The sequence below is a fragment of the Nocardia rhizosphaerae genome (assembly GCF_042650365.1).
Classification (GTDB): Bacteria; Actinomycetota; Actinomycetes; order Mycobacteriales; family Mycobacteriaceae; genus Nocardia; species Nocardia rhizosphaerae.
The window spans coordinates 414,470-435,315 of record NZ_JBHSBA010000003.1 but is presented as its reverse complement, the minus strand read 5'-3'; the positions used below and the strand labels follow the sequence as shown (position 1 = coordinate 435,315).

General features: G+C 67.3%; 19 protein-coding genes. 9 read left to right on the top strand and 10 right to left on the bottom strand.

Annotated features, from left to right (window positions below; all coding sequences use genetic code 11):
- Positions 1 to 8: 8 nt before the first annotated feature.
- Positions 9 to 497: a ribonuclease E activity regulator RraA gene (gene rraA / locus ACFOW8_RS03570; protein ID WP_378545349.1), complete on the top strand. Its 489-nt coding sequence runs from the start codon at positions 9 to 11 to the stop codon at positions 495 to 497.
- A 23-nt stretch (positions 498 to 520) separates the two neighbouring features.
- Here the strand turns inward: rraA and ACFOW8_RS03565 are convergent, their stop codons facing one another.
- A complete protein-coding gene (locus ACFOW8_RS03565) occupies positions 521 to 742 on the bottom strand; it encodes an RNA-binding S4 domain-containing protein (RefSeq protein ID WP_378545346.1) in 222 nt (73 codons plus the stop codon).
- Between the two features lie 50 nt (positions 743 to 792).
- Here ACFOW8_RS03565 and lysX point away from each other — a divergent pair, with 50 nt between their 5' ends.
- The 4 genes from lysX (at position 793) to ACFOW8_RS03545 (ending at position 6,002) form a co-directional block, all read left to right on the top strand.
- Positions 793 to 4,110, top strand: a complete 3,318-nt coding sequence (gene lysX / locus ACFOW8_RS03560; protein ID WP_378545344.1) for a bifunctional lysylphosphatidylglycerol synthetase/lysine--tRNA ligase LysX — start codon at positions 793 to 795, stop codon at positions 4,108 to 4,110.
- Between the two features lie 66 nt (positions 4,111 to 4,176).
- Entirely contained in the window at positions 4,177 to 4,560 is a 384-nt protein-coding gene (locus tag ACFOW8_RS03555) for a hypothetical protein (RefSeq protein WP_378545341.1), read from the top strand.
- A 55-nt stretch (positions 4,561 to 4,615) separates the two neighbouring features.
- Entirely contained in the window at positions 4,616 to 5,308 is a 693-nt protein-coding gene (locus tag ACFOW8_RS03550; RefSeq protein ID WP_378545338.1) for a hypothetical protein, read from the top strand.
- Between the two features lie 73 nt (positions 5,309 to 5,381).
- The gene (locus ACFOW8_RS03545) at positions 5,382 to 6,002 is read left to right on the top strand and encodes a histidine phosphatase family protein (protein WP_378545335.1); all 621 of its coding nucleotides are present in this window, start codon (positions 5,382 to 5,384) and stop codon (positions 6,000 to 6,002) included.
- A gap of 47 nt (positions 6,003 to 6,049) precedes the next feature.
- On the opposite strand, the gene ACFOW8_RS03540 is transcribed toward ACFOW8_RS03545, so the two are convergent.
- The 6 genes from ACFOW8_RS03540 to ACFOW8_RS03515 all read right to left on the bottom strand — a co-directional run bounded on the left by ACFOW8_RS03540 (position 6,050) and on the right by ACFOW8_RS03515 (position 10,138).
- A complete protein-coding gene (locus ACFOW8_RS03540; protein ID WP_378545332.1) occupies positions 6,050 to 6,949 on the bottom strand; it encodes a cutinase family protein in 900 nt (299 codons plus the stop codon).
- Positions 6,950 to 7,123: 174 nt separating this feature from the next.
- On the bottom strand, positions 7,124 to 7,495 hold the full coding sequence (locus ACFOW8_RS03535; protein WP_378545329.1) for a hypothetical protein: 372 nt from the start codon (positions 7,493 to 7,495) through the stop codon (positions 7,124 to 7,126).
- Between the two features lie 10 nt (positions 7,496 to 7,505).
- Positions 7,506 to 7,964, bottom strand: coding sequence for a roadblock/LC7 domain-containing protein (locus ACFOW8_RS03530; RefSeq protein WP_378545326.1), 459 nt, complete (start codon positions 7,962 to 7,964; stop codon positions 7,506 to 7,508).
- Entirely contained in the window at positions 7,961 to 8,890 is a 930-nt protein-coding gene (locus ACFOW8_RS03525) for a hypothetical protein (RefSeq protein WP_378545323.1), read from the bottom strand. Before ACFOW8_RS03525 ends, ACFOW8_RS03530 begins: the two co-directional genes overlap by 4 nt.
- Positions 8,887 to 9,270: a hypothetical protein gene (locus ACFOW8_RS03520; RefSeq protein WP_378545320.1), complete on the bottom strand. Its 384-nt coding sequence runs from the start codon at positions 9,268 to 9,270 to the stop codon at positions 8,887 to 8,889. The genes ACFOW8_RS03525 and ACFOW8_RS03520 overlap by 4 nt, the downstream gene beginning before the upstream one ends.
- Positions 9,271 to 9,532: 262 nt before the next feature.
- Positions 9,533 to 10,138 (bottom strand): tetratricopeptide repeat protein, encoded by a 606-nt coding sequence (locus ACFOW8_RS03515; RefSeq protein WP_378545317.1) that lies wholly within the window; start codon positions 10,136 to 10,138, stop codon positions 9,533 to 9,535.
- A gap of 358 nt (positions 10,139 to 10,496) precedes the next feature.
- Here ACFOW8_RS03515 and ACFOW8_RS03510 point away from each other — a divergent pair, with 358 nt between their 5' ends.
- The 4 genes from ACFOW8_RS03510 (at position 10,497) to ACFOW8_RS03495 (ending at position 12,183) form a co-directional block, all read left to right on the top strand.
- Entirely contained in the window at positions 10,497 to 10,721 is a 225-nt protein-coding gene (locus ACFOW8_RS03510; protein ID WP_378545314.1) for a hypothetical protein, read from the top strand.
- A 262-nt stretch (positions 10,722 to 10,983) separates the two neighbouring features.
- The gene (locus ACFOW8_RS03505; RefSeq protein ID WP_378545312.1) at positions 10,984 to 11,415 is read left to right on the top strand and encodes a hypothetical protein; all 432 of its coding nucleotides are present in this window, start codon (positions 10,984 to 10,986) and stop codon (positions 11,413 to 11,415) included.
- A 70-nt stretch (positions 11,416 to 11,485) separates the two neighbouring features.
- Positions 11,486 to 11,878, top strand: a complete 393-nt coding sequence (locus ACFOW8_RS03500; RefSeq protein WP_378545310.1) for an ArsR/SmtB family transcription factor — start codon at positions 11,486 to 11,488, stop codon at positions 11,876 to 11,878.
- Positions 11,824 to 12,183, top strand: a complete 360-nt coding sequence (locus ACFOW8_RS03495) for a hypothetical protein (protein ID WP_378545308.1) — start codon at positions 11,824 to 11,826, stop codon at positions 12,181 to 12,183. The genes ACFOW8_RS03500 and ACFOW8_RS03495 overlap by 55 nt, the downstream gene beginning before the upstream one ends.
- A 45-nt stretch (positions 12,184 to 12,228) precedes the next feature.
- Here ACFOW8_RS03495 and ACFOW8_RS03490 read toward each other — a convergent pair whose 3' ends face one another.
- The 3 genes from ACFOW8_RS03490 to gltB all read right to left on the bottom strand — a co-directional run bounded on the left by ACFOW8_RS03490 (position 12,229) and on the right by gltB (position 20,248).
- Positions 12,229 to 14,001, bottom strand: coding sequence for an ATP-binding protein (locus tag ACFOW8_RS03490; protein ID WP_378545306.1), 1,773 nt, complete (start codon positions 13,999 to 14,001; stop codon positions 12,229 to 12,231).
- Positions 14,002 to 14,133: 132 nt separating this feature from the next.
- On the bottom strand, positions 14,134 to 15,603 hold the full coding sequence (locus tag ACFOW8_RS03485; protein ID WP_378545304.1) for a glutamate synthase subunit beta: 1,470 nt from the start codon (positions 15,601 to 15,603) through the stop codon (positions 14,134 to 14,136).
- Positions 15,596 to 20,248: a glutamate synthase large subunit gene (gene gltB, locus ACFOW8_RS03480; RefSeq protein WP_378545302.1), complete on the bottom strand. Its 4,653-nt coding sequence runs from the start codon at positions 20,246 to 20,248 to the stop codon at positions 15,596 to 15,598. The genes ACFOW8_RS03485 and gltB overlap by 8 nt, the downstream gene beginning before the upstream one ends.
- Positions 20,249 to 20,846 lie beyond the last annotated feature (598 nt).

Genomic DNA, 20,846 nt, shown 5'->3' with positions numbered 1-20,846 from the left:
ATCACCCCATGACCGAATCAGCGAATGTAGTGGCAACCGCCGATCTGGCCGACGAGATCGGCCCCGAGATCCGCAGCTGTGACACCCAGTTCATCCAGTTCGGTGGCCGGGCCGCGTTCGCCGGACGGATCACCACGATCCGGTGCTTCCAGGACAATCTGCTGGTGAAGCAGACCCTGAGTGAGCCGGGCGAGGGCAAGGTCCTCGTCGTCGACGGCGGCGCGAGCGTGCACACCGCCCTGGTCGGCGACATCATCGCGGGCCGTGGGGTCGACAACGGCTGGTCCGGGGTGATCGTCAACGGCGCGGTGCGCGACTCGGCGATCCTGCGCACCCTCGACATCGGGGTGAAGGCCCTCGGCACCAACCCACGCAAGAGCACCCAGACCGGCAGCGGGGAGAAGGACGTCACCGTGGAGTTCGGTGGCATCACCTTCGTTCCCGGCGAAATGCTCTACAGCGACCCCGACGGCATCGTGGTTCGCGCCGAAGATTGAAAGATCCCCCGCGGGTGTTCGGGCTAGTTCCCGGACACCCGCACCTTGTGCCCGGCCAGCAGGACGACGTCGCCGATCTGCAGTTGCCTGCCCCGACGCAACTCCACCTCGTCGTTGACCCGGACCAGACCCTGGGCGATCACCGTCTTGGCTTCGGAGCCCGACTCGATCAGGTTGGCCAGCTTCAGGAATTGCCCGAGCTTGATGACCTCGTCATCGATCGGCACATCGACTGGTTCCGACATGGGCCAATCCTTGCATACCGATCGGGTGCGAATGGACGCACACTGGATCGGTGACCCGCACGCAGGCCGAGCAACCCACCGTCCAAGCTCCGCCCGACCGCGCCGCCGCCGTGCCCCATCGCGGGCGGGGCAGGCTGGCCGAGGTGCCGCACATCACCGGGCTGGTGCTCGGTGTGTTCGCGGTGCTGTGTCTGTTCTGGAGCGTCTCCCCCGCGCTGCGGCATCTCACGCAGACACCCCGGCGACATGTGGACACCTACTATTTCGACGCGCCCGACACCAGCCTGGTGTGGGCGCTGGTCGTAGCGCTGCTCGCCGCGGCGCTGGCCGCCCGCAAACGGGTGGCGTGGTGGCTGCTTGTGCTCTACCTACTGCTCTACACGGTGACCAACATCGGGGACTTCGTCCGCGACGACAACATCTCCGCCCTGATCGCGGCCGTGGTACATATTGTCGTCCTCGGCATCCTGATCGCCGCCCGCGCCGAGTTCTACACCAGGGTCCGGCCGGGCGCGCTGTGGCAGGCGCTCGGGGTCCTGGTCGCCGGTCTCGCGCTCGGCTGTCTGCTCGGCTGGGGCCTGGTGGAGCTGGCGCCGGGCACCCTGCCCGCCGGTGCGCAGCGACCGCTGTGGGCGGTGTACCGGGTCACCGCGGCGGTGCTGGTCGACAACGAGCACTTCGACGGGCATCCGCGGCCGTGGGTGAATTTCCTGCTCGGGCTGTTCGGCGCGATCGCGCTGCTGGCCGCGGTGATCGTGCTGCTGCGCTCTCAGCGCGCGGTGAACGCGATGACGGGCCTGGACGAGTCGGCGCTGCGTGGACTGCTCGCGGCGAGCGATGTGGAGGACTCGCTCGGCTACTTCGCGACAAGGCGCGACAAGGCGGTGGTGTTCGCACCGAACGGCAAGTCGGCCATCACCTATCGGGTCGAGCTCGGTGTCTGCCTGGCCAGCGGGGATCCGATCGGGCCGAAACAGGGTTGGCCGCAGGCTATTCGGGCCTGGCTGGAACAGGCCGACCGCTTCGGCTGGGCGCCGGCGGTGATGGGCGCGAGCGAACAGGGCGCGACCGCGTATCGCCAGGCCGGCCTTTCGGCTCTGCGCCTCGGCGACGAGGCGATCCTGGACACCCGCGACTTCTCCCTCGCCGGGCCGGAGCGCAAACAGGTGCGCCAGGCCGCGAACCGCTTGCGCAAGCACGGTATCGGGCTGCGTGTACGCAGACACCGCGATATCCCCGCCGCCGAACTGGCCGACGTCGGAGCCCGTGCCGATGCCTGGCGCGATACCGAGACCGAGCGGGGCTTCTCGATGGCGCTCGGCCGCCTCGGCGACCCGCTCGACGGCGACTGCCTGCTGGTGGAGGCGGTCGACCACGACGACCGGGTGCTCGCCATGCTCTCGTTCGTCCCGTGGGGCCGCACCGGCGTCTCGCTGGAGCTGATGCGCCGCGACCCGCACAGTCCCAACGGCGTGATGGAGCTGATGATCTCGCAGCTCGCGCTGAACTCCGAACAGTACGGAATCACCAAGATCTCGCTGAACTTCGCCGTGTTCCGCTCGGTGTTCGAGGAGGGCGGCCGGATCGGCGCGGGCCCGGTGCTGCGGGCCTGGCGCGGCGTATTGCTGTTCTTCTCGCGCTGGTGGCAGCTCGAGGCGCTGTACCGGTCGAACGTGAAGTACCACCCGCGCTGGGTGCCGCGGTTCTTCCTGTTCGAGGAGCGCAGGCAGCTGCCGCGGGTGGCGGCGGCGAGCGGGCTGGCCGAAGGGTTCCTGCCGCGGCTCGGCGCCGAGCCGGACGCGGCCGTGCACACCGGCATCCATCCGGCCGTGCCCGCGAGCGTCACCGGCCTGCACGCCGACGGCAGCGCGCCCGAGACACCGGAGGGCGCCGAGGCCGAGCCGGGTCCACGCAGGCCCGAACAGGTCAGGGTGCGGATGGCCAAACTGGACCGGCTCACCGCCGCAGGCATCGACGCCTACCCGATCGCCTACCCGCCCACCCACACCATCGCAGCGGCCCGCCGCTGCCCGAGGGGCACGACCGTGCGGGTCGCAGGCCGCATCCTGCGCATCCGTGACTACGGCGGCGTGATCTTCGCGCTGGTCCGGGATTGGAGCGAGGAGATCCAGCTGCTCATCGACCGGGACCGGGTCGGCGCCGAACGCAGCGCCGAGTTCACCGAGTTCTTCGATCTGGGCGATCTGATCGAGGTGAGCGGGCAGCTCGGCTTCAGCCGCGGCGGCGAGCTCTCGCTGCTGGCCCAGGACTGGCGGATGAACGGCAAGTGCCTGCATCCGCTGCCCGACAAGTGGCGCGGTCTCGCCGATGCCGAGGCCAAGGTGCGCCAGCGCTACGTGGACATGGCGATCGAACCGGAGGCGCGCGAGGTGCTGGCCAAGCGCAGCGCGGTGGTGCACTCGCTCCGGGACTCGCTGTTCAACTGGGGCTTCCTCGAGGTGGAGACACCGATCCTGCAGCAGGTGCACGGCGGCGCCAACGCCACTCCGTTCCGCACTCACATCAACGCCTACGACCTCGACCTGTACCTGCGCATCGCGCCCGAGCTGTACCTCAAGCGGCTGTGCGTCGGCGGCATGGAGAAGGTGTTCGAGATCGGCAGAACCTTCCGCAACGAAGGCGTCGACTTCAGCCACAATCCCGAGTTCACGATCCTGGAAGCCTATGAGGCGCACAGCGACTACCTGCGAATGATGCAGCTGTGCCGTCGCCTCATCCAGGATGCCGCGGTGGCGGCCAACGGTGCCGAGGTGGCGCTGCGCCCCAACGGCGACGGTGGTTTCGACGCCGTCGACATCTCCGGCGAATGGCGGGTCCGCACCGTGCACGGCGCGGTGTCGGAGGCCATCGGCACCGAAATCACCGCGCGCACCGAGGTTTCCCGGCTGCGCGAGCTGTGCGACGCGGCGGGCGTGACCTACCAGCACGGCTGGGACGCCGGTCAGATCGTGCTGGAAATGTATGAGCACCTGGTGGAATCGCAGACCACCGACCCCACCTTCTACCTGGACTTCCCCACATCCGTCTCCCCGCTGACCCGCTCGCATCGCAGCATCGACGGCGTCACCGAACGCTGGGACCTGGTGGCCTGGGGCGTCGAATTGGGCACGGCCTACAGCGAACTCACCGATCCGGTGGAGCAGCGCCGCAGGCTCACCGAGCAGTCGATGCTCGCCGCGGGCGGCGACCCGGAGGCGATGGAACTCGACGAGGACTTCCTGCAGGCGCTCGAGCACGCCATGCCGCCCACGGGCGGGCTCGGGATGGGTGTGGATCGGGTGGTCATGTTGATCACCGGCCGCAGCATCCGCGAGACGCTGCCCTTCCCTCTGGTGAAACCGCGCTGAATTGTGTACGGATGTAAGGGTTCCGGTATCGGGAGGGTGCCGGGGAAGACAACGGGATGGGAATTCATGTATCTGGACCTGCTGACCACGGCTGCCCTGGTCGATCCACTCACGTTCACCAGTAGCGTCGACACGCTGGCGAGCGCGGGCGCGGTCGACACGGCGACCGACCTGCTGGCGAAGAAGAAGCGCAGGGGCGGCGGCGGTGGCCGTGGCGGCTTTCTGATCGTCGGCGGGATCTGCTGCCTGGTGGTCGTGGTGATCATCGTCGGCGTCGTCCTGATGCTGAAGAACAAGAAGAACGACGGTGCGGGCCAGCCGCCCGCCCAGCCGCCCTACGGTGGGCCACAGGGTGGGCCGCCGCCATACGGGCAGCAGGGCCAGCGGCCGCACGGTGGCCCGCACGGTGGTCCGCCTCCGCACGGTGGTCAGCCGCCATACGGCAAGTAGCGCCATCGGCCGAGCGCTGCCGTGATCGCGGGACTCGCGGCGGTACTCTCGCCCGATGGCGAGGCACCCACGCGAGTCCTCGAACGACCATCTGTTCGCCAAGGGACTCTCCGCGACCGGCGTGGCCGGGCTCTTCCTCCTGCTGCGGCTGTTCGCGATCACCGACTACGACTGGAACGCCGCCTTCTCGGTGGTCAGCACGCTCGGCATCGACGACGTGGTGCCCATGGTGATCGGCACGCTCATGGCCAGCCCGCTGCTCGCCGGCATCGCGCTGTCGGTACTGCTGCCGGAAGCCGTGGTCCGCCAGATCCGGTACGGCGCGCCGTCCTGGGCCACCGCGGGCAATCTCGCCTGGCTCGTCACCGTCGCGCTGTTCACGGCCGCGCTGCTGTGGACCTACCGCGGTCAGGTGTGGTGGGTTCCGGTGAGCGCGTGCGTGCTCGGCGTCGCGCTGTATCTGTCGCTGCGCGTCGGCCATAAGGACCGGCGTGGCGCGCGGTTCGCGCACTGGTTCGTCGGCAGCTCGGCGCTGATCGTCACCATGGCGGCGCTGATTCTGGCCGCGACCGTGCAGGTGCCATGGGTCTCCCGCGAGTACGTCCACACCACCAACGGCGTCATCGACGGCTACGTGCTGGAGAATCCGCCCGGATTCCTGAAGGTGCTGAAGGAGGACGGCCGCGAGATCGTCATCCTCGACATCGCCGACGTCACCGGGCGGCAGGAGATCGACCCGGAGCCGTGAGCAAGCGCCCGACGACTCAGCGCGCCGGGCGGTAGCGTCGGCCCGCGGAACGGGCCACTCGTACAGTGGGGGCGTGCAGCTCATTCTCGTGCGTCATGCGCAGCCCGACCGCGTGGTCGCGACCACCGACGTCGCCGATCCCGGTCTGACCGATATCGGCAGGCAGCAGGCCGAGCGGGTGCCCGCTGCGCTGGCGGCGCACCGGATCAGCCGCATCGTCAGCAGCCCGCAGCGCCGCGCCCGCGACACCGCGGTGCCGACGGCCACCGCGCGCGACCTCACCGTCGACGTGATCGACGACCTCGCCGAGTACGACCGGGATCTGCCCGCCTACATCCCGATCGAAGACGCGAAGACCGAGTTCGCCGAGACCTACGCGCGCATCAAGGCGGGCCTGCTGCCCGAGCAGATCGACGGCGCCGCGTTCACCACCCGCGTGCTGCGTGCCGTCGACGGTATCGTCACCGCGACCGACCCGGCCGACACGGTGGCCGTCTTCGCCCACGGCGGCGTGATCAACGTGCTGCTCGCCGACATCCTCGGCCTCGCCCGTCCGCTGACCTTCCCCGTCGACTACTGCTCGGTGACGCGAATCCTCTACTCCCGCACCGGCACCCGCACCGCGGCCACCATCAACGAGAACGGCCACGTCTGGGACCTGCTGCCACGCAACCTGGCTCGGACCACCCGGTGACACACCGCGGGCCCGGCGTCAGGCGACGCCGGGCCCGCGGGAGTGACTCACGCTTGCGAGGCGATCCAGTTGTGCATCCAGCTGATGGCCGTGTGCCCGCCGCCGACGGAATAGCTGCCGTACAGCGTGTGCGCCTGCGAGCGGTAGAACCGCTCCAGATCCTTGGCCCGCTGCTGGTTGGCCGCGTCGGAGAGCTGGGCCTGCAGCGTCGGCACGCCGCCGTGCGCCATCAGGTCGTTGATGATGGCACCCGCCTCGATCTGGTAGCGCCACAGATTGGCCGGGTTGGCATCCGAGCTCTGCGCGAGGAAACCGGCGAACCGGGTGACGAAGTCGTCGGTGGCCGTCGCGCAGTACAGGTCGTCGACCGCGCAGATGGTGCGCACCCGATCGCTGAGCCAGCCGAAGCCGCCCGGCCTGGCACCGCCGGCGCCCGCGCCTTGGGCGTGCGGGCCGACCTGGGTGTCGGTGGGTGAGCGGCGCGGGTCGGAGATCAGACCGACCGCTTTGACCTTGCTCGACGGGATGCGGCTTACGCCGGTGCCGATTTCGGCGGCGAGGTCGCCTGCCGCGTCGGCGCCCTGGCTGTAGCCGACCAGGGCGATGTCGGTGTCGCCGCACGCGGCGAGCTTGGCGGTGATCAGGCCGCGGGCGGCGCTGACGGCTTCCTTCTTCGAGTTGCCGTAGACGTCGCCTTCCCAGGGGAACGCGGTCGCGGCGTAGGTGACGTAATCGACCTGAGTGTTACGGGGCAGGCCGTCGGTGACGCCGGCGAGCATGCCTGGCCCAGGTTCCTTGTCGTGGCCGGTTTCCCAGGTACCCGGGATCGCCACTACATACAGACTCGGGCAACCCGGCGCCGCGCTCGCGCTGGTGCCGGCCGCCATCATGCCGGTGGTCATTGCCGCGGCAACACCCAGCGCCGCGACAACCTTCTTCAACTGCATACCGCTCCAGTTCAACCTTGCTCGTGCCAGACCTCGCCGCGAAACACAATAGGGCCAGCGACGCGCCGGTGCCACACGACCGCTGGAAAATGTCCGATATCGCATGGTCGAGGATGTCGGCGGCCACAATCAGTCGCCGACAAGCCTTCAGCGTCCGCGCCGTGTCCGGGGCGTCTACACCTCGAGGTCTTCTTCGATGCCCCGGAGACGGTGCCGGGCCAGCGCCAGGTTCGACCGTCCCTTGTCGAGCGCCAGGTACAGGAACAGCCCCTTGGACTTGCGTCCGGTCATCGGACGGATCACGTGGTACTGGCTGCCCAGCGTGATGAGCAGGTCTTCGATCTCCTCGTTGAGGCCGAGCTGATCGATGGTGCGCATTTTCGCGCGGACCACCTCGGTGTTACCCGCGGCGGCTACCTGCAGATCCAATGCTTTACTGCTGCTGAGCATTCCGAGCGCCATACCGCTGTTGTAGTCGACGACCGCGGCACCGATCGCGCCGTCGATCACCATCATGTCCTTCAGCGCCAGATCCATATTCGACATGTCGAACCTTTCATTCGGGTTGTTTCTCTGGATGCGCCATCGCCAGATGTTCGGCGATCGCGCGAGCTACCGGACGCGACTCGAGGTGGAGTCGGCCGACGTTCACTTCTGGGCCCGCGAGCACGGTCAGCGAGGTGTATCCGGCGGCGTAGATGACCACCTGCCCCTCGGTGCCGAGCACAACGACCTCGTTGAACCCACCACCGTGCGCGGTCGTCGCCAGCCGGTAGGACAGCGACAATTGCGCAGCGGCCATCGCCGCGATTCCGGTGGGTTCGATATGCGCGGGTAGATCATGTTCGATGAGCATCCCGTCGCTGGAGGCCACCACCGTGCCGGTGAGGCGCGGCAACTTCTCGCGCAACGCCTTCAATTCGGTCAGCACGGCGGTATTGCGTTCGGGCACCGGCATCGCCTCCTTCGCCAATTTTCCTTTCCAATCACCGAGCAGCTTTCTCCGCACGGTCACGCAAGCTCCTCCAACGCCGCCCTGAGCCGGATGAGAATTTCCCGGTCCACCTGTTGCCAGCGTTCCGGCTCGTAGGGAGCCGCACCGACCAGATGTCCTGGTAACCGGGCGTGCGCGGCCGCTTCCTCGTCGGCCGCGTGCCGCCCGGATCTTTCGGTCGCGCCGGATCCGCCGGACGTGGGTACACGTCTCGGGAGGACGGGCACGGTGGTGTTCGGCGAATCCGGCACCGAAAGTCGATGGTGCGCCGCGTCGTCGGACGGTGGCGGCGCGAGCGCGAGATGTCTGCCGGTCGAGCGCGTCTCCACCGGCGGGCGGATCAGCCCGGCCGTGGTCAGCGCCCGGACGTCGACGAGGCAGCCGTATGTGGTTCGGCCCAGGTCGGCGGCGATCTCGGCGATGCTGCGGTGCGCGTCGGCGGCGGCGAGCATCTCGGCCTGTCCCGCGGTGAGCACCACCCGGTTGCCACGCACCCGGCCCGCAGGCACCACCGGGACGTTCGCGACCAGTTCGGCGGGCCAGGGACCACGCTCTGGGTCGCTGCGGCGAGCGAACTCGTGCACGAGCGCGTGGGGCGCGATCCGGCAGACCGGCGCGAGCCAGTGTTCGGGCGCGGGCCGGAACTCCGGTGCGGCGTCCGAGGCGAGCAGCAGGTAGGCGGCGTCGAAGACGGCGAGCAGCGCAAGGGTTTCCAGCCGCGGCCGGTGCAGCAGCGGGCCGGGATCGCCGGCGCCGGCGCGGCGCCAGTCCTCGGCGGTGGCCACGCCCGACTCCACGACGAGACGACCGAGGCCGATGGTGCGACGGCAGCCCGCCGAGGCGATCGCGCCGCGGGCCAGGTGGAATTCCCCGTCGCCGACGCGCAGCACGCCGGTCGAGCCTCGTTCCTCGTGCCGGTGCAGTTCTTCGGCGAGGGCGGCGCTCATCGGGGGCCGCCGGTCAGTTCGGCGAGCGCACTGCCGAGTTGGTACCGGGCCAGGCCGAGATTGCCGGTGTCGCCGTCGAATACGACGTGCATGAACAGCCTGCCGTCGAAGTCGCCGTTGATCAGGTGCAGCAGGTGGAATCCGCCGGTGCGGCACACGATCAGTTCGGTGAGGTCGTCGCCGTCGCTGGTGGCCAGCGCGGTGCAGGCCAGTGCGGCGCGCACCACGTCGGTCGTGCCCGCCGCGTCCTCGTGTTCGTCGATGCTGTCGTGCACTCCAGCGGCGGCGATCGCCAATCCGCTGGCCCCATCCACCAGTGTCACGCTGCGCGCACCCGGAATGTCCATGATGCGTTTCAGGCAGTCATCGAGAGAATTCACACGCCCCGGCCTGTCATCGTTCGGTTATCGAACCGAGACGTTATACCCACCCGCAAACTCCCGCATCCCGAACGCCGGAAAATTGCTGTCCAGGAAAATGTTTGCTGAGGTTTGCTGGAAAACCGCTCGGTATCACTACTTTTGAGTAACCTCAGCAGCGTTCGCCGGCGAGACCGGAAACCGCAAGCTCAACCATGCTTTTACCCACCGGCGACCATTTCGCGAACATAACGAAAAGATCACACCACAGGACGATCGGCGATCAACCAGCCGCGCGGCGATACCAGGACTCGGCCTCCCGATGCGCTCCCTGCGCTTCGAGCAGTGCCGCCAGATTCGCCATCGCCCGCGGATGCCCGTAGTCGGCCGCCCGCCGGAAGCACCGGCGCGCCTCGGTGAGCGCGCCTCGGCGGCGTAGCAGCATGCCGAGGTTGTTGACGGCGTCGATATCGCCGTGGTCGGCGGCATCGCGGTACCAGGACTCGGCGTCGTCGAGCCGGTTCTGGTCCTCGTAGAGCCGGGCCAGGTTGTACATCGCGTCCACATTCCCCGCGAATGCCGCGTGGTGGTACCAGTTCTCGGCGTCGCGCCGGTCACCGCACTGGTAGAGCAGGGTCGCCAGGTTGTACATGGCGTTGGCGTTGCCGCCTGCCGCGGCCCTGCGGTACCAGGACTCGGCCTCGTCGTAGTCGCCCAGCTTGTCCAGCAGGACGGCGAGATTGTTCATCGCCCTGGTGTGCCCCGCCGCCGCGGCCCGCCGAAACCAGTGCTCGGCCGCCTCGAAATCGCTGTGGTCGTAGTAGATGTTGGCGAGGTTGTGCATGGCTGTGCCGTCTCCACGCTCCGCGGCGCGATGGAGACTCGCCATCGTTCCCGGCGGTAACGGCACAGCTCCCCCTCGGATCACCGGTTACACATCGATAACGGAAAGTCTATGTGCTGCACCGTAGATCAGCCATGTCGTTTGCGTAGCCACTGAAAACGCCTGGGCACCACGGTGTTCAGTGCACCAGGCGCGTCTCGGACGTCCCCGGCCGCCGACCCGCGCGGGTAGTCTTCGGCCGGTGCAGGCGCCGGTCCCAGCGCACCGCGCTGCCACTCGGCGAACATCACCAGTAGCCGAGTGATAGCTCGCCAGGTAACGCCTGGCGACAACGAACAGATATAGCCCCCGAGCATCGGACCAAGAAGAGGTAGGGCACGTGCGGCGATTGCACAAAAGCTTGATGGCACCGACGATCTCAGGTTTGCTCGCCGGCGCGGCGGTCGCCACGGCCGGTGTGGCGGCAGCGCAACCGGAGCACCCTGCCGAAACCCGGCTACAGCTCCCCGGACTGATCGTCGCCGCCAACCCGGCCAACGGCGCCGCCCTGGTCCAGCCGACCGTGGCGCACGGCAACGGCACCATCCGCCCGACTCCCCCCAGCTACGGGTACGTGTACACCTGGTAGAACCTGTCCAACGGCCGCTCCGGCACGATCACCGGCCGCGACGCGGCGCACACCGGCATAGTCACCGGACCGGGCCAGGTGGTGGTCACCGCGACCCTGCCCGGCGTCGGTGGGTTCCAGACGCCGAGCGTCGGCACGTTCTACGTCGACGGATGAGCGATCGCCCCGACGGCGTGCGCCCGTCGAACCCGATGCGTGTCGCCCGCACGTGGGCCACAGCGATGGCCGTTTCGCCGATCTGGCTACCGCTCGTCGGATCTGCGTGAGCGCCGTCGCCGGTCTGCTCGTCGGCCGGGAGACCGCTGGTCTCGCCTGGAACTGGGTGTTCAGCATGCTGGGCGGCCTACCGATATTCGCCCCAGGGATCGTGGCGACCCTTCTCGGCGGCATTCGGCTCGGCGACCGCTATACGAAGATTGTCACCGCACTCGGATCGATCCTGCTCCCCGCCGCCGCCGTGACCATCGCCGATGGCGTCGAGGAGAACCTCCACCTGGACGCAGCGGACGGGCCACGGTTCGTCGCTATCCTGTCCCCAGCGGAGCTCCTGGTCTTCACCCTGCCCTACGCCCTGATAGTCCTCGGCTGCCTCGTGACCGGCCGTCAGCTCTGGATCGCCTTCCGTGCCGTCACACCGGATGCGTGCGAGCACACCTCCACTGCCACACCACCGATCACTCCTCGCCGCTGGTGAAGCGACGCCTCGCGCCGGTCGGTTCGGCTCGGTACGATCTTTTCGAGAGTTATCGAAGAGAAGGAGTTCCGTGCCGCTCGGACGCTGGAAGACGGTGACCCATCCCGACATCGCGGACGTGGTGATCGACGACGTGCTGCAGGCGCTCGCCGATCCCACCCGGCGCCGGATCGTCCGCATGCTCGCCGCCGACGGCGACCGCCCGTGTGGTTCCTTCGGTCTCGACGTCGCCCCCTCCACCCTGAGCCATCACTTCAAGACCCTGCGCAACGCTGGACTGATCCGCCAGTTCGACAGCGGCCGTCAACGTATGAACACTTTGCGGCTCACCGAACTCGACACCAGATTCCCCGGCCTGGTCCAGTCCATCCTCGACCACGCCGAACCGGAAACTGAGGAGTACAACCCATGTCACCGCTCACCATCGCGAGAATTCTCGCCGTCCCGGTCAGCGCCTGGCTGATCATCGCGCTCATCGTCAACGCCGACTACCGCGCCGACAACATCTTCGCCGTACCCGATTTCACCTTCTCGCTACTGCTGCTGATCGCGGCCTTCCTCCCCCGCCGCCTCGCCACACCGTCCCTGCTCGCCGGCTTCTACTTCGGCTCCGGGGTGATAACGATCGCCGCCCTCGACAGATTCGATCACGGCCAAGCGCCCCAGGGCATCCTCAACCTGATCATCGCCGCGGCCTACCTCGCTACGGCCCTCCTGCTCACCCTCGACCACCGCCGGGCGCTGGCACCAGCCGGGTCGACCGGCTAGACCAGCCGCCAAGAACTCCGCGCGAGAAGACGGGGTGCCGGGCGATCAGAGAGGGCGCCACCTGGCGTTTCTCGACCTTGGTCGGCCGACCATCTCGACTCGCCCCTGGGCCTTGAGGCGCTGTAGCGCCTGTACGACCTGTGCTTGATTCAATCCCGTCAACACCTGAAGCTGTGCACGGGACAGCTCCTTGTCACCCATTGCCCGAAGTACCCGCTCTCCCAGCGTTGCTGCGGCGGCCGCCTCGGCAGGAGCCTCGGATAGCGGTGGTTCCGCTGCCGTCGTCGGCAGCTCTACCTGTAGCGGATGCTCCCCGTGTATCGGTTTCCTTGCGGTCAGGTAGTAGGCCGCGCCGCCGCGGGTACCTTTCAGCTCGATCAGGTTTCGATCCACCATCTCCTTCAGTTCCTTTGTCGCGACACGGCTGTCCTGAATGCCAGTGGCCAACCGGTAGGCACTGTTGGTCATCGCCGTGCCATTGCGCATCGAGATCAGGGCAGTCATCTGCGATCGAGTCAACGGCCGATCGTCGAGGCGCTGCAACCATGCCAATGCCTCGGCATCGAGCAGCGTGTGGTTGGGGAACTCTGCGGTGAACGAAGCGATCTCGTCGAGAAACCGGGGTGGCTCCATACCTGCCTCGGTGAGCGCAATGCGAATCCGGGCTATGCCGCTGCCGCGATTCTCACAAACCATGTGCCCGTCCACGTAGGGCGTATCTTCGAGGATTTTCAGCAGCGCCCTGTTCCGCGACGACGAAACGGTACTCGTCCCGAGGTCATTCACCCCAACCGGGCCGTAAAGACCACCCGGATTGCGGATCACCAGCCTGTCGGGATACATCTCGACCTGCACCTGCATACCCTTGGCTTGGTCAGAATAGTCACGATGGACCAACGCATTCACAAGGGCCTCGCGAAGTACCTCCTCCGGGTACTCCCACTCGTCGACGCGATAGATTCCGGTAATGATGCTGCGGCGCTTCATATTCCGCTTCAATACCCGGATGCACTCGCTGACCATGAGGGGGATCGGGCCATCGATCGCCCGGTTCTCGATGAAGCGTTCGCCAACCGCACCCAGCACTCCTGGCACGCTGGTCGGATACGCGACGAAGGTGAGATCCAGCTGCGGCTCGAAGGTCTGCGGGTACGTACCGAACGCGAGCAGGCCCGCCAACGTCGGCCGCACCTGCCCGTCACCGAGCTTGACGACGTTCAGCATCATCAGCGCGCGCTCGTCATCGACGCGCCGGAATATCTCACCTTTCGTGTCCCGCACTCGACCCAGAAAGGCATTCAGTAGATCCTGGTTCAGATCGGCTAGCACTGCGTCGGGAACAATCGCGGTGTCTTGACGTGGCACCGTCCGGTTCGCGAGCAGAACAGAAACCTCGTAGTCGGTGAACTTCCGGTCACCGTCGGCAACCCGGATTCTGGACCCCGCGTACGGCCCGAGGCTACGTCGATAGCAGGGCCGCTGATCTCGCGGCGTCGGCGGAATGTAGCTGGTGACTACAGATTCACCACCGACCTGAACTGTGCAGATCTCGGACCGTACAGGCGGTTCCAGATCTGAGCACATCGCCGCCAGCTGCGATTCGATCTGCGCTGGGTCCTCTACACCGACAACGGCAAAATCGTTCTTCTCATCGACACCGAGAATGACCCAGCCGCCCTGCGCGTTGGCCAACGCACTGACGCTCTCCCACAACGTATGGGGAAAACCTCGTCGGGACTTCTTGACCTCACATGTGCTGTGGTCACCGCCAAGACTCCGACAGCGGTCGAGCAGTGACTCCAAATCCGCGAGATCCATGTGCCTCCCCGTTGGCTAGCAGCTCTGTATGGTATACAGATTCATCTGTATACCATACAGATGGCGGCCGCTGACAGCACGAAGGCGCCCGTGGACTCGATGAGTCCACGGGCGCCTCGGTGATTCAGCGGGTCAGCGCTGGGCGACGGCCGTCGGGGGGATCGGAGCAGGGAGGGCGGTCTCGCCCTCCAGGAACCGGTCGACCGAGGCGGCCGCGGCGCGGCCTTCGGCGATGGCCCAGACGATCAGGGACTGGCCGCGGCCCATGTCACCGGCGACGAAGACGCCGGGGATGTTGGTGGCCCAGTTCTTGTCGCGCTGCACGTTGCCGCGGCCGTCGTAGCCGACGCCGAGGTCGGTCAGCAGGCCCGGCTTCTGCGGGCCGACGAAGCCCATGGCCAGCAGGACCAGATCGGCCTCGAGGGTGAAGTCGGTGCCTTCGACCTTCTCGAACCGGCCGTTGGCCATCTTGACCTCGTGCGCCTCGAGACCGGTGACCTTGCCGTCCTTGCCGACGAAACGCTCGGTGTTCACGGAGAACACCCGCTCGCCGCCCTCCTCGTGCGCCGAGGACACCCGGTACATGAGCGGGTAGGTCGGCCACGGGGTGGAACCAGCGCGCTCCTCCGGCGGACGCGGCATGATCTCGAACTGGTGCACGCTCTCGGCGCCGTGGCGGTGCGAGGTGCCGAGGCAGTCGGCGCCGGTGTCGCCACCACCGATGATGACGACCTTCTTGCCCTTCGCGTGGATGGGCGGCAGGCCGTTCTCGTCGGTGATGTCGTCACCGAGCTGGACCCGGTTGGACAGCGGCAGGAACTCCATCGCCTGATGGATGCCGTCGAGCTCGCGGCCCGGAATCGGCAGGTCACGGGCGATGGTGGCCCCGCCGGCGAGCACGATCGCGTCGAACTGCTCGCGCAGCTGCTCGGCGGTGATGTCGACACCGACGTTCACGCCCGCCTTGAAGATGGTGCCCTCGGCTTCCATCTGCGCCAGCCGGCGATCGATGAAGCGCTTCTCCATCTTGAATTCCGGGATGCCGTACCGCATCAGACCGCCGATGCGGTCGTCGCGCTCGAACACCGTGACGGTGTGCCCGGCCCGCGTGAGCTGCTGCGCGGCGGCCAGACCGGCCGGACCGGAACCGACGACGGCGACCTTCTTGCCGGTGAGGCGGGTCGGGTACACCGGGGTGACCCAGCCCTCGTCGAAGGCGTTCTCGATGAGCTCGACCTCGACCTGCTTGATGGTGACCGGATCCTGGTTGATCCCGAGCACGCAGGACGCCTCACACGGAGCCGGGCACAGGCGGCCGGTGAACTCCGGGAAGTTGTTGGTGGCGTGCAGCCGGTCGATACCCTCGCGCCAGTTGCCCTTGTACACCAGGTCGTTCCACTCGGGGATCAGGTTCCCCAGCGGGCAGCCGTTGTGGCAGAACGGGATACCGCAGTCCATGCAGCGGCTGGCCTGACGCTGGAGGGTGTCGTGCGAGAACTTGTCCTCGTACACCTCTTTCCAGTCGAGCAGACGCAGCGGCACCGGCCGGCGGGTCGGCAGTTCCCGAGAAGTGTGCTTCAGAAATCCCTGGGGATCAGCCACGAGCGGCCTCCATAATCGCTTCGTCCACGTCCTTGCCGCTCTTCTCAGCCTCGGAGATGGCGAGCAAAACCTTCTTGTATTCGCGGGGCATGACCTTCACGAAGTGGTTCACCTGCTGGGACCAATCGCTCAGGATGCGCTCGGCGACCGCCGAACCCGTTTCGTCGCGGTGCACGGTGATGATGTCGCGCAACCAGGTGAAGTCGTCACCGGAGAGCTGCTCGATCGCCTCGGCCTGATCCGGGTTGACCCGGCCGGGGAGGGTGCCCTCCGGGTCGTAGACGAACGCGACACCACCGGACATACCGGCACCGAGGTTGCGGCCGGTGCCACCGAGGATGACCACCCGGCCACCGGTCATGTACTCGAGCGCGTGGTCGCCCACACCCTCCACGACCGCGGTGGCGCCGGAGTTACGGACGGCGAACCGCTCGCCCGCGACACCGTTGATCAGGATCCGGCCGCTGGTGGCGCCGAACATGATCACGTTGCCCGCGATGATGTTGTCCTCGGCGACGTAGCCCTCCGGCGCGGTGAGCGACGGACGGACCACGATGTGACCGCCGGACAGACCCTTGCCGACATAGTCGTTGGCGTCACCCTGCACGCGCAGGGTGATACCGGCCGGAACGAACGCGCCGAAGCTGTTGCCCGCCGAACCGTTGAAGGTGATGTCGATGGTGTCATCGGGCAGGCCCGCGCCACCGTAGAGCTTGGTCACCTCGTGGCCGAGCATGGTGCCGACCGTGCGGTTCACGTTGGTGATCTTGGTTTCGATCTTCACCGCCTGACCACGCTCGAGCGCGTCGGCGCTCTGCGCGATCAGCTCGTTGTCCAGCGCCTTGTCCAGACCGTGGTCCTGGGTGCCGGTGCAACGGGTGTCCTGGTTCATGAACGCCGTCTCCGGCATGTCCAGGATCGGCGACAAATCCAGCTTGGCTGCCTTGAAGTGCTGCTTGGCCTTGCTGGTGTCGAGCAGGTCGACCCGGCCGATGGCCTCGTCGAGGGTACGGAAGCCGAGCTCGGCGAGCAGCTCACGCACCTCCTCGGCGATGAACAGCATGAAGTTCTCGACGAACTCCGGCTTGCCCGAGAACCGCTCGCGCAGCACCGGGTTCTGGGTGGCGATGCCGACCGGGCAGGTGTCGAGGTGGCACACGCGCATCATGATGCAGCCCGAGACCACCAGCGGAGCGGTCGCGAAACCGAACTCCTCGGCGCCGAGCAGGGCGGCGATCATCACGTCGCGGCCGGTCTTCATCTGACCGTCGACCTGAACGACGATGCGGTCGCGCAGGCCGTTGAGCAGCAGGGTCTGCTGGGTCTCGGCCAGGCCGAGCTCCCATGGCCCACCCGCGTGCTTGAGCGAGGTGAGCGGCGAGGCGCCGGTACCGCCGTCGTGGCCCGAGATGAGCACGACGTCGGCGTGCGCCTTGGACACACCGGTGGCGACCGTGCCCACACCCGGCTCAGCGACAAGTTTCACGTGAATCCGAGCCTGCGGGTTCGCGTTCTTCAGATCGTGGATCAGCTGCGCCAGATCCTCGATCGAGTAGATGTCGTGGTGCGGCGGCGGCGAGATCAGGCCGACACCCGGCGTGGAGTGCCGAACCTCGGCGACCCACGGATACACCTTGTGCGCGGGCAGCTGACCGCCCTCGCCCGGCTTGGCGCCCTGGGCCATCTTGATCTGGATATCGGTGGCGTTGGTCAGGTAGTGCGCGGTGACACCGAAGCGACCCGAGGCAACCTGCTTGATCGCCGAGCGGCGCCAGTCACCGTTCTCCTCGACCTCGAAGCGGGCCGGGCTCTCGCCGCCCTCACCGGAGTTCGAGCGGGCACCGAGCCGGTTCATCGCGATCGCGAGCGTCTCGTGCGACTCGGCGGAGATGGAGCCGTAGCTCATCGCGCCGGTCGAGAACCGCTTGACGATCTCGCTCGCGGGCTCGACCTCGTCGATCGGGATCGACGCGCGCGCACCGGACTTGAACTTGAACAGGCCGCGCAGCGCCGCCAGCCGCTCGGACTGGTCGTCGACCGCCTTGGTGTACTCCTTGAAGATCGAGTACTGGCCGGTGCGGGTGGAGTGCTGCAGCTTGAACACCGTGTCCGGGTTGAACAGGTGGTACTCGCCCTCGCGCCGCCACTGGTACTCGCCGCCGACCTCGAGCTCGCGGTGCGCGCGCTCGTTGCGGTTCTCCAGGTAGGCGGTGCGGTGGCGGATCGCCACCTCTTCGGCGATCTCGTCCAGGCCGATGCCGCCCAGCGGGGACTTCAGACCGGTGAAGTACTCGTCGACCAGGTCCTGCGCCAGGCCGATGACCTGGTACAGCTGGGCACCGTTGTAGGAGGCGAGGGTGGAGATGCCCATCTTCGACATCACCTTGAGCACGCCGTTGCTGGCCGCGGTGCAGTAGTTGCCGACCGCCTTGCGGAAGTCGGCGGCCAGGTCGCCGGTGGAGCCGGGGATCTGCAGCGAGCCGCGCTCGAGCATGTCCTCGATGGTCTCGAAGGCCATGTACGGGTTGATCGCGGCGGCGCCGAAACCGACCAGCATCGCCATGTGGTGCACCTCGCGGGCGTCACCGGCCTCGACCACGAGGCCGACCATGGTGCGGGTGCGCTCGCGCACCAGGTGGTGGTGCACCGACGAGGTGAGCAGCAGCGACGGGATCGGCGCCAGCTTCTCGTTGGACTCGCGGTCGGACAGCACGATGGTCCGCGCGCCGCCGTCGATGGCCGCCGAGACCTGGATGTTGATTGCCGCGAGCGCCTTGCGCATCCCCTCGCCGCCCTCGGCGACCGGGTACAGACCACGCACGACCACCGAACGCAGGCCGGGGTGGCTGCCGTCGTCGTTGATGTGGACCAGCTTGGCCAGCTCGTCGTTGTCCAGGATCGGCTGCTCGAGCGCGATCTGCTTGCACGACTCCGGGCCGGGGTGCAGCAGGTCGGCCTCAGGACCGATGTTGCGCTTGAGGCTGGTGACGACCTTCTCCCGGATCGCGTCCAGCGGCGGGTTGGTGACCTGCGCGAACAGCTGGGAGAAGTAGTCGAACAGCAGGCGCGACCGGTTCGACAGCACCGCGATCGGGGTGTCGGTGCCCATCGAGCCGAGTGCCTCGCCGCCGGTCTTGGCCATCGGCGTGATCAGCAGGTTCAGATCCTCGGTGGTGTAGCCGAAGATCTGCTGCCGGATCAGCACGCGATCGTGCGACATGTGCACGTGCGGGCGGTCGGGCAGATCGGCCAGCCTGCTCACACCCTCGTCGAGCCACTGCTGGTACGGCTGCGCCGCGGCGAGCTCGGATTTGACCTCGCTGTCGGTGAGGATGCGGCCCTGTTCGGTGTCGACGAGGAACATCTTGCCCGGCTGCAGGCGGATCTTGCGGACCACCGTGGACGGGTCGATGTCGAGCACGCCGACCTCGGAGGCGAGCACGACCAGGCCGTCCTCGGTGACCCAGATGCGGCCGGGGCGCAGACCATTGCGGTCGAGCACGGCGCCGATCTTCTTGCCGTCGGAGAAGCAGACCGCGGCGGGGCCGTCCCACGGCTCCATCAGCATCGAGTGGTACTCGTAGAACGCCCGCAGCTGCGGGTCCATGTTCTCGTTGCGTTCCCAGGCCTCGGGAATCATCATCATGACCGCGTGGTGCAGCTCGCGGCCGCCCAAGTGCAGCAGCTCGAGCACCTCGTCGAAGCGGGCGGTGTCGCTGGCGCCGGGGGTACACACCGGGAAGATCTTCTGCAGGCGGTTGCGGCCCGCCTCGTCCTTGCCGAACACGTCCGAGCGCAGCAGCGCCTCTCGCGCGCGCATCCAGTTCTCGTTGCCGGTGACGGTGTTGATCTCACCGTTGTGGGCGACCCGGCGGAACGGGTGCGCCAGCGGCCACGAGGGGAAGGTGTTGGTGGAGAATCGCGAGTGCACGATGCCGATGGCCGACTCGACGCGCTCGTCCTGCAGGTCCAGGTAGAACGCGCGCAGCTGCGGCGTGGTGAACATGCCCTTGTAGATGAAGGTCTCGCCGGACAGGCTCGGGAAGTACACCGACTCCTTGCCGACCGAGCCCTCACCGGGGCCCGACTTGCCGAGCTCGTGCTCGATGCGCTTGCGGATCACGTAGGCGCGCCGCTCCAGCTCGACGCCGGACAGCTGCTCGGCGGAGTTCTTGGGCGAGGCGATGAAGATCTGCCGGAAGGTCGGCATGGCGTCGCGAGCCAGCGCGCCGAGCGAGGACTCCTCGATCGGCACCTCGCGCCAGCCGAGTACGGCCAAGCCCTCTTCGACGACGATCTTCTCGACGCCGTAGGCGGCCCGCGAGGCCTCGCGGCGCGACTGCGGCAGGAAAGCGATACCTGAGGCGTAGGAACCGGCAGGCGGCAACTCGAAGTCGACGACCGCGCGGAAGAACTTGTCCGGCAGCTGGATGAGGATGCCCGCACCGTCGCCGGAGTTCGGCTCGGCACCGGCGGCACCACGGTGCTCCAGGTTCAACAGGGCCGTGATGGCCTTGTCGACGATGTCTCGGCTGCGTCGACCGTGCATGTCGGCGACGAACGCGACGCCGCAGGCGTCGTGCTCGTATGCCGGATCGTAGAGCCCGGTGGCACCGGGTGACCTGTGGCCAGGAAGTTGCGTCATGCCTCTGCCTTCAAGAAAGTCGGCTTTCGATGATTCGGCCGCTCAGCTCGCTGAGCATGTGGCCCTTCGTCGTTTCGCCTCCGTCAAGACTGCGTCCGTACGATCCGAAACCAGCGGCGATGATGGTTTGCGGCGTGCAGTCACGTCTCCAGTTGTCCACCCGCTTCGTTGCCGTAGTGGGGTGCTCAGAGGTAACGGAACGCTTACACGTCCCTTACCTCCGGGCGGGGTTTCACCCGCTAGTCTTGGCCCGGTTTCACGGACCCCGAACAGGTGGTTGTGCCGAACAGGGGTGCGTTCGGCGTAAGAGCAAACGATAAGTCAGACCGCAGACCCAACCAACTAAGGTTGTGCTAATAAACCTGTCTAGCTGGGATTTGTTACGGCGGCATGCTTCGTCGCGCGCGTCGTCCAGTGTAAAGCAGAGCGAGCGCCGGATCGATCCCGGACAACCCGCTTCTACCTGCGTGAACACCGTCACCGAGCAGCCCTGTATCAGCCATCGGCACGGTGCCGAAAGCTGAACTCACCTGCACCGCAGCAGGTTTCCCCAACAATGCGCTGGTCAAACCTACGGGCTCCGCTAACCGGGGCCGGG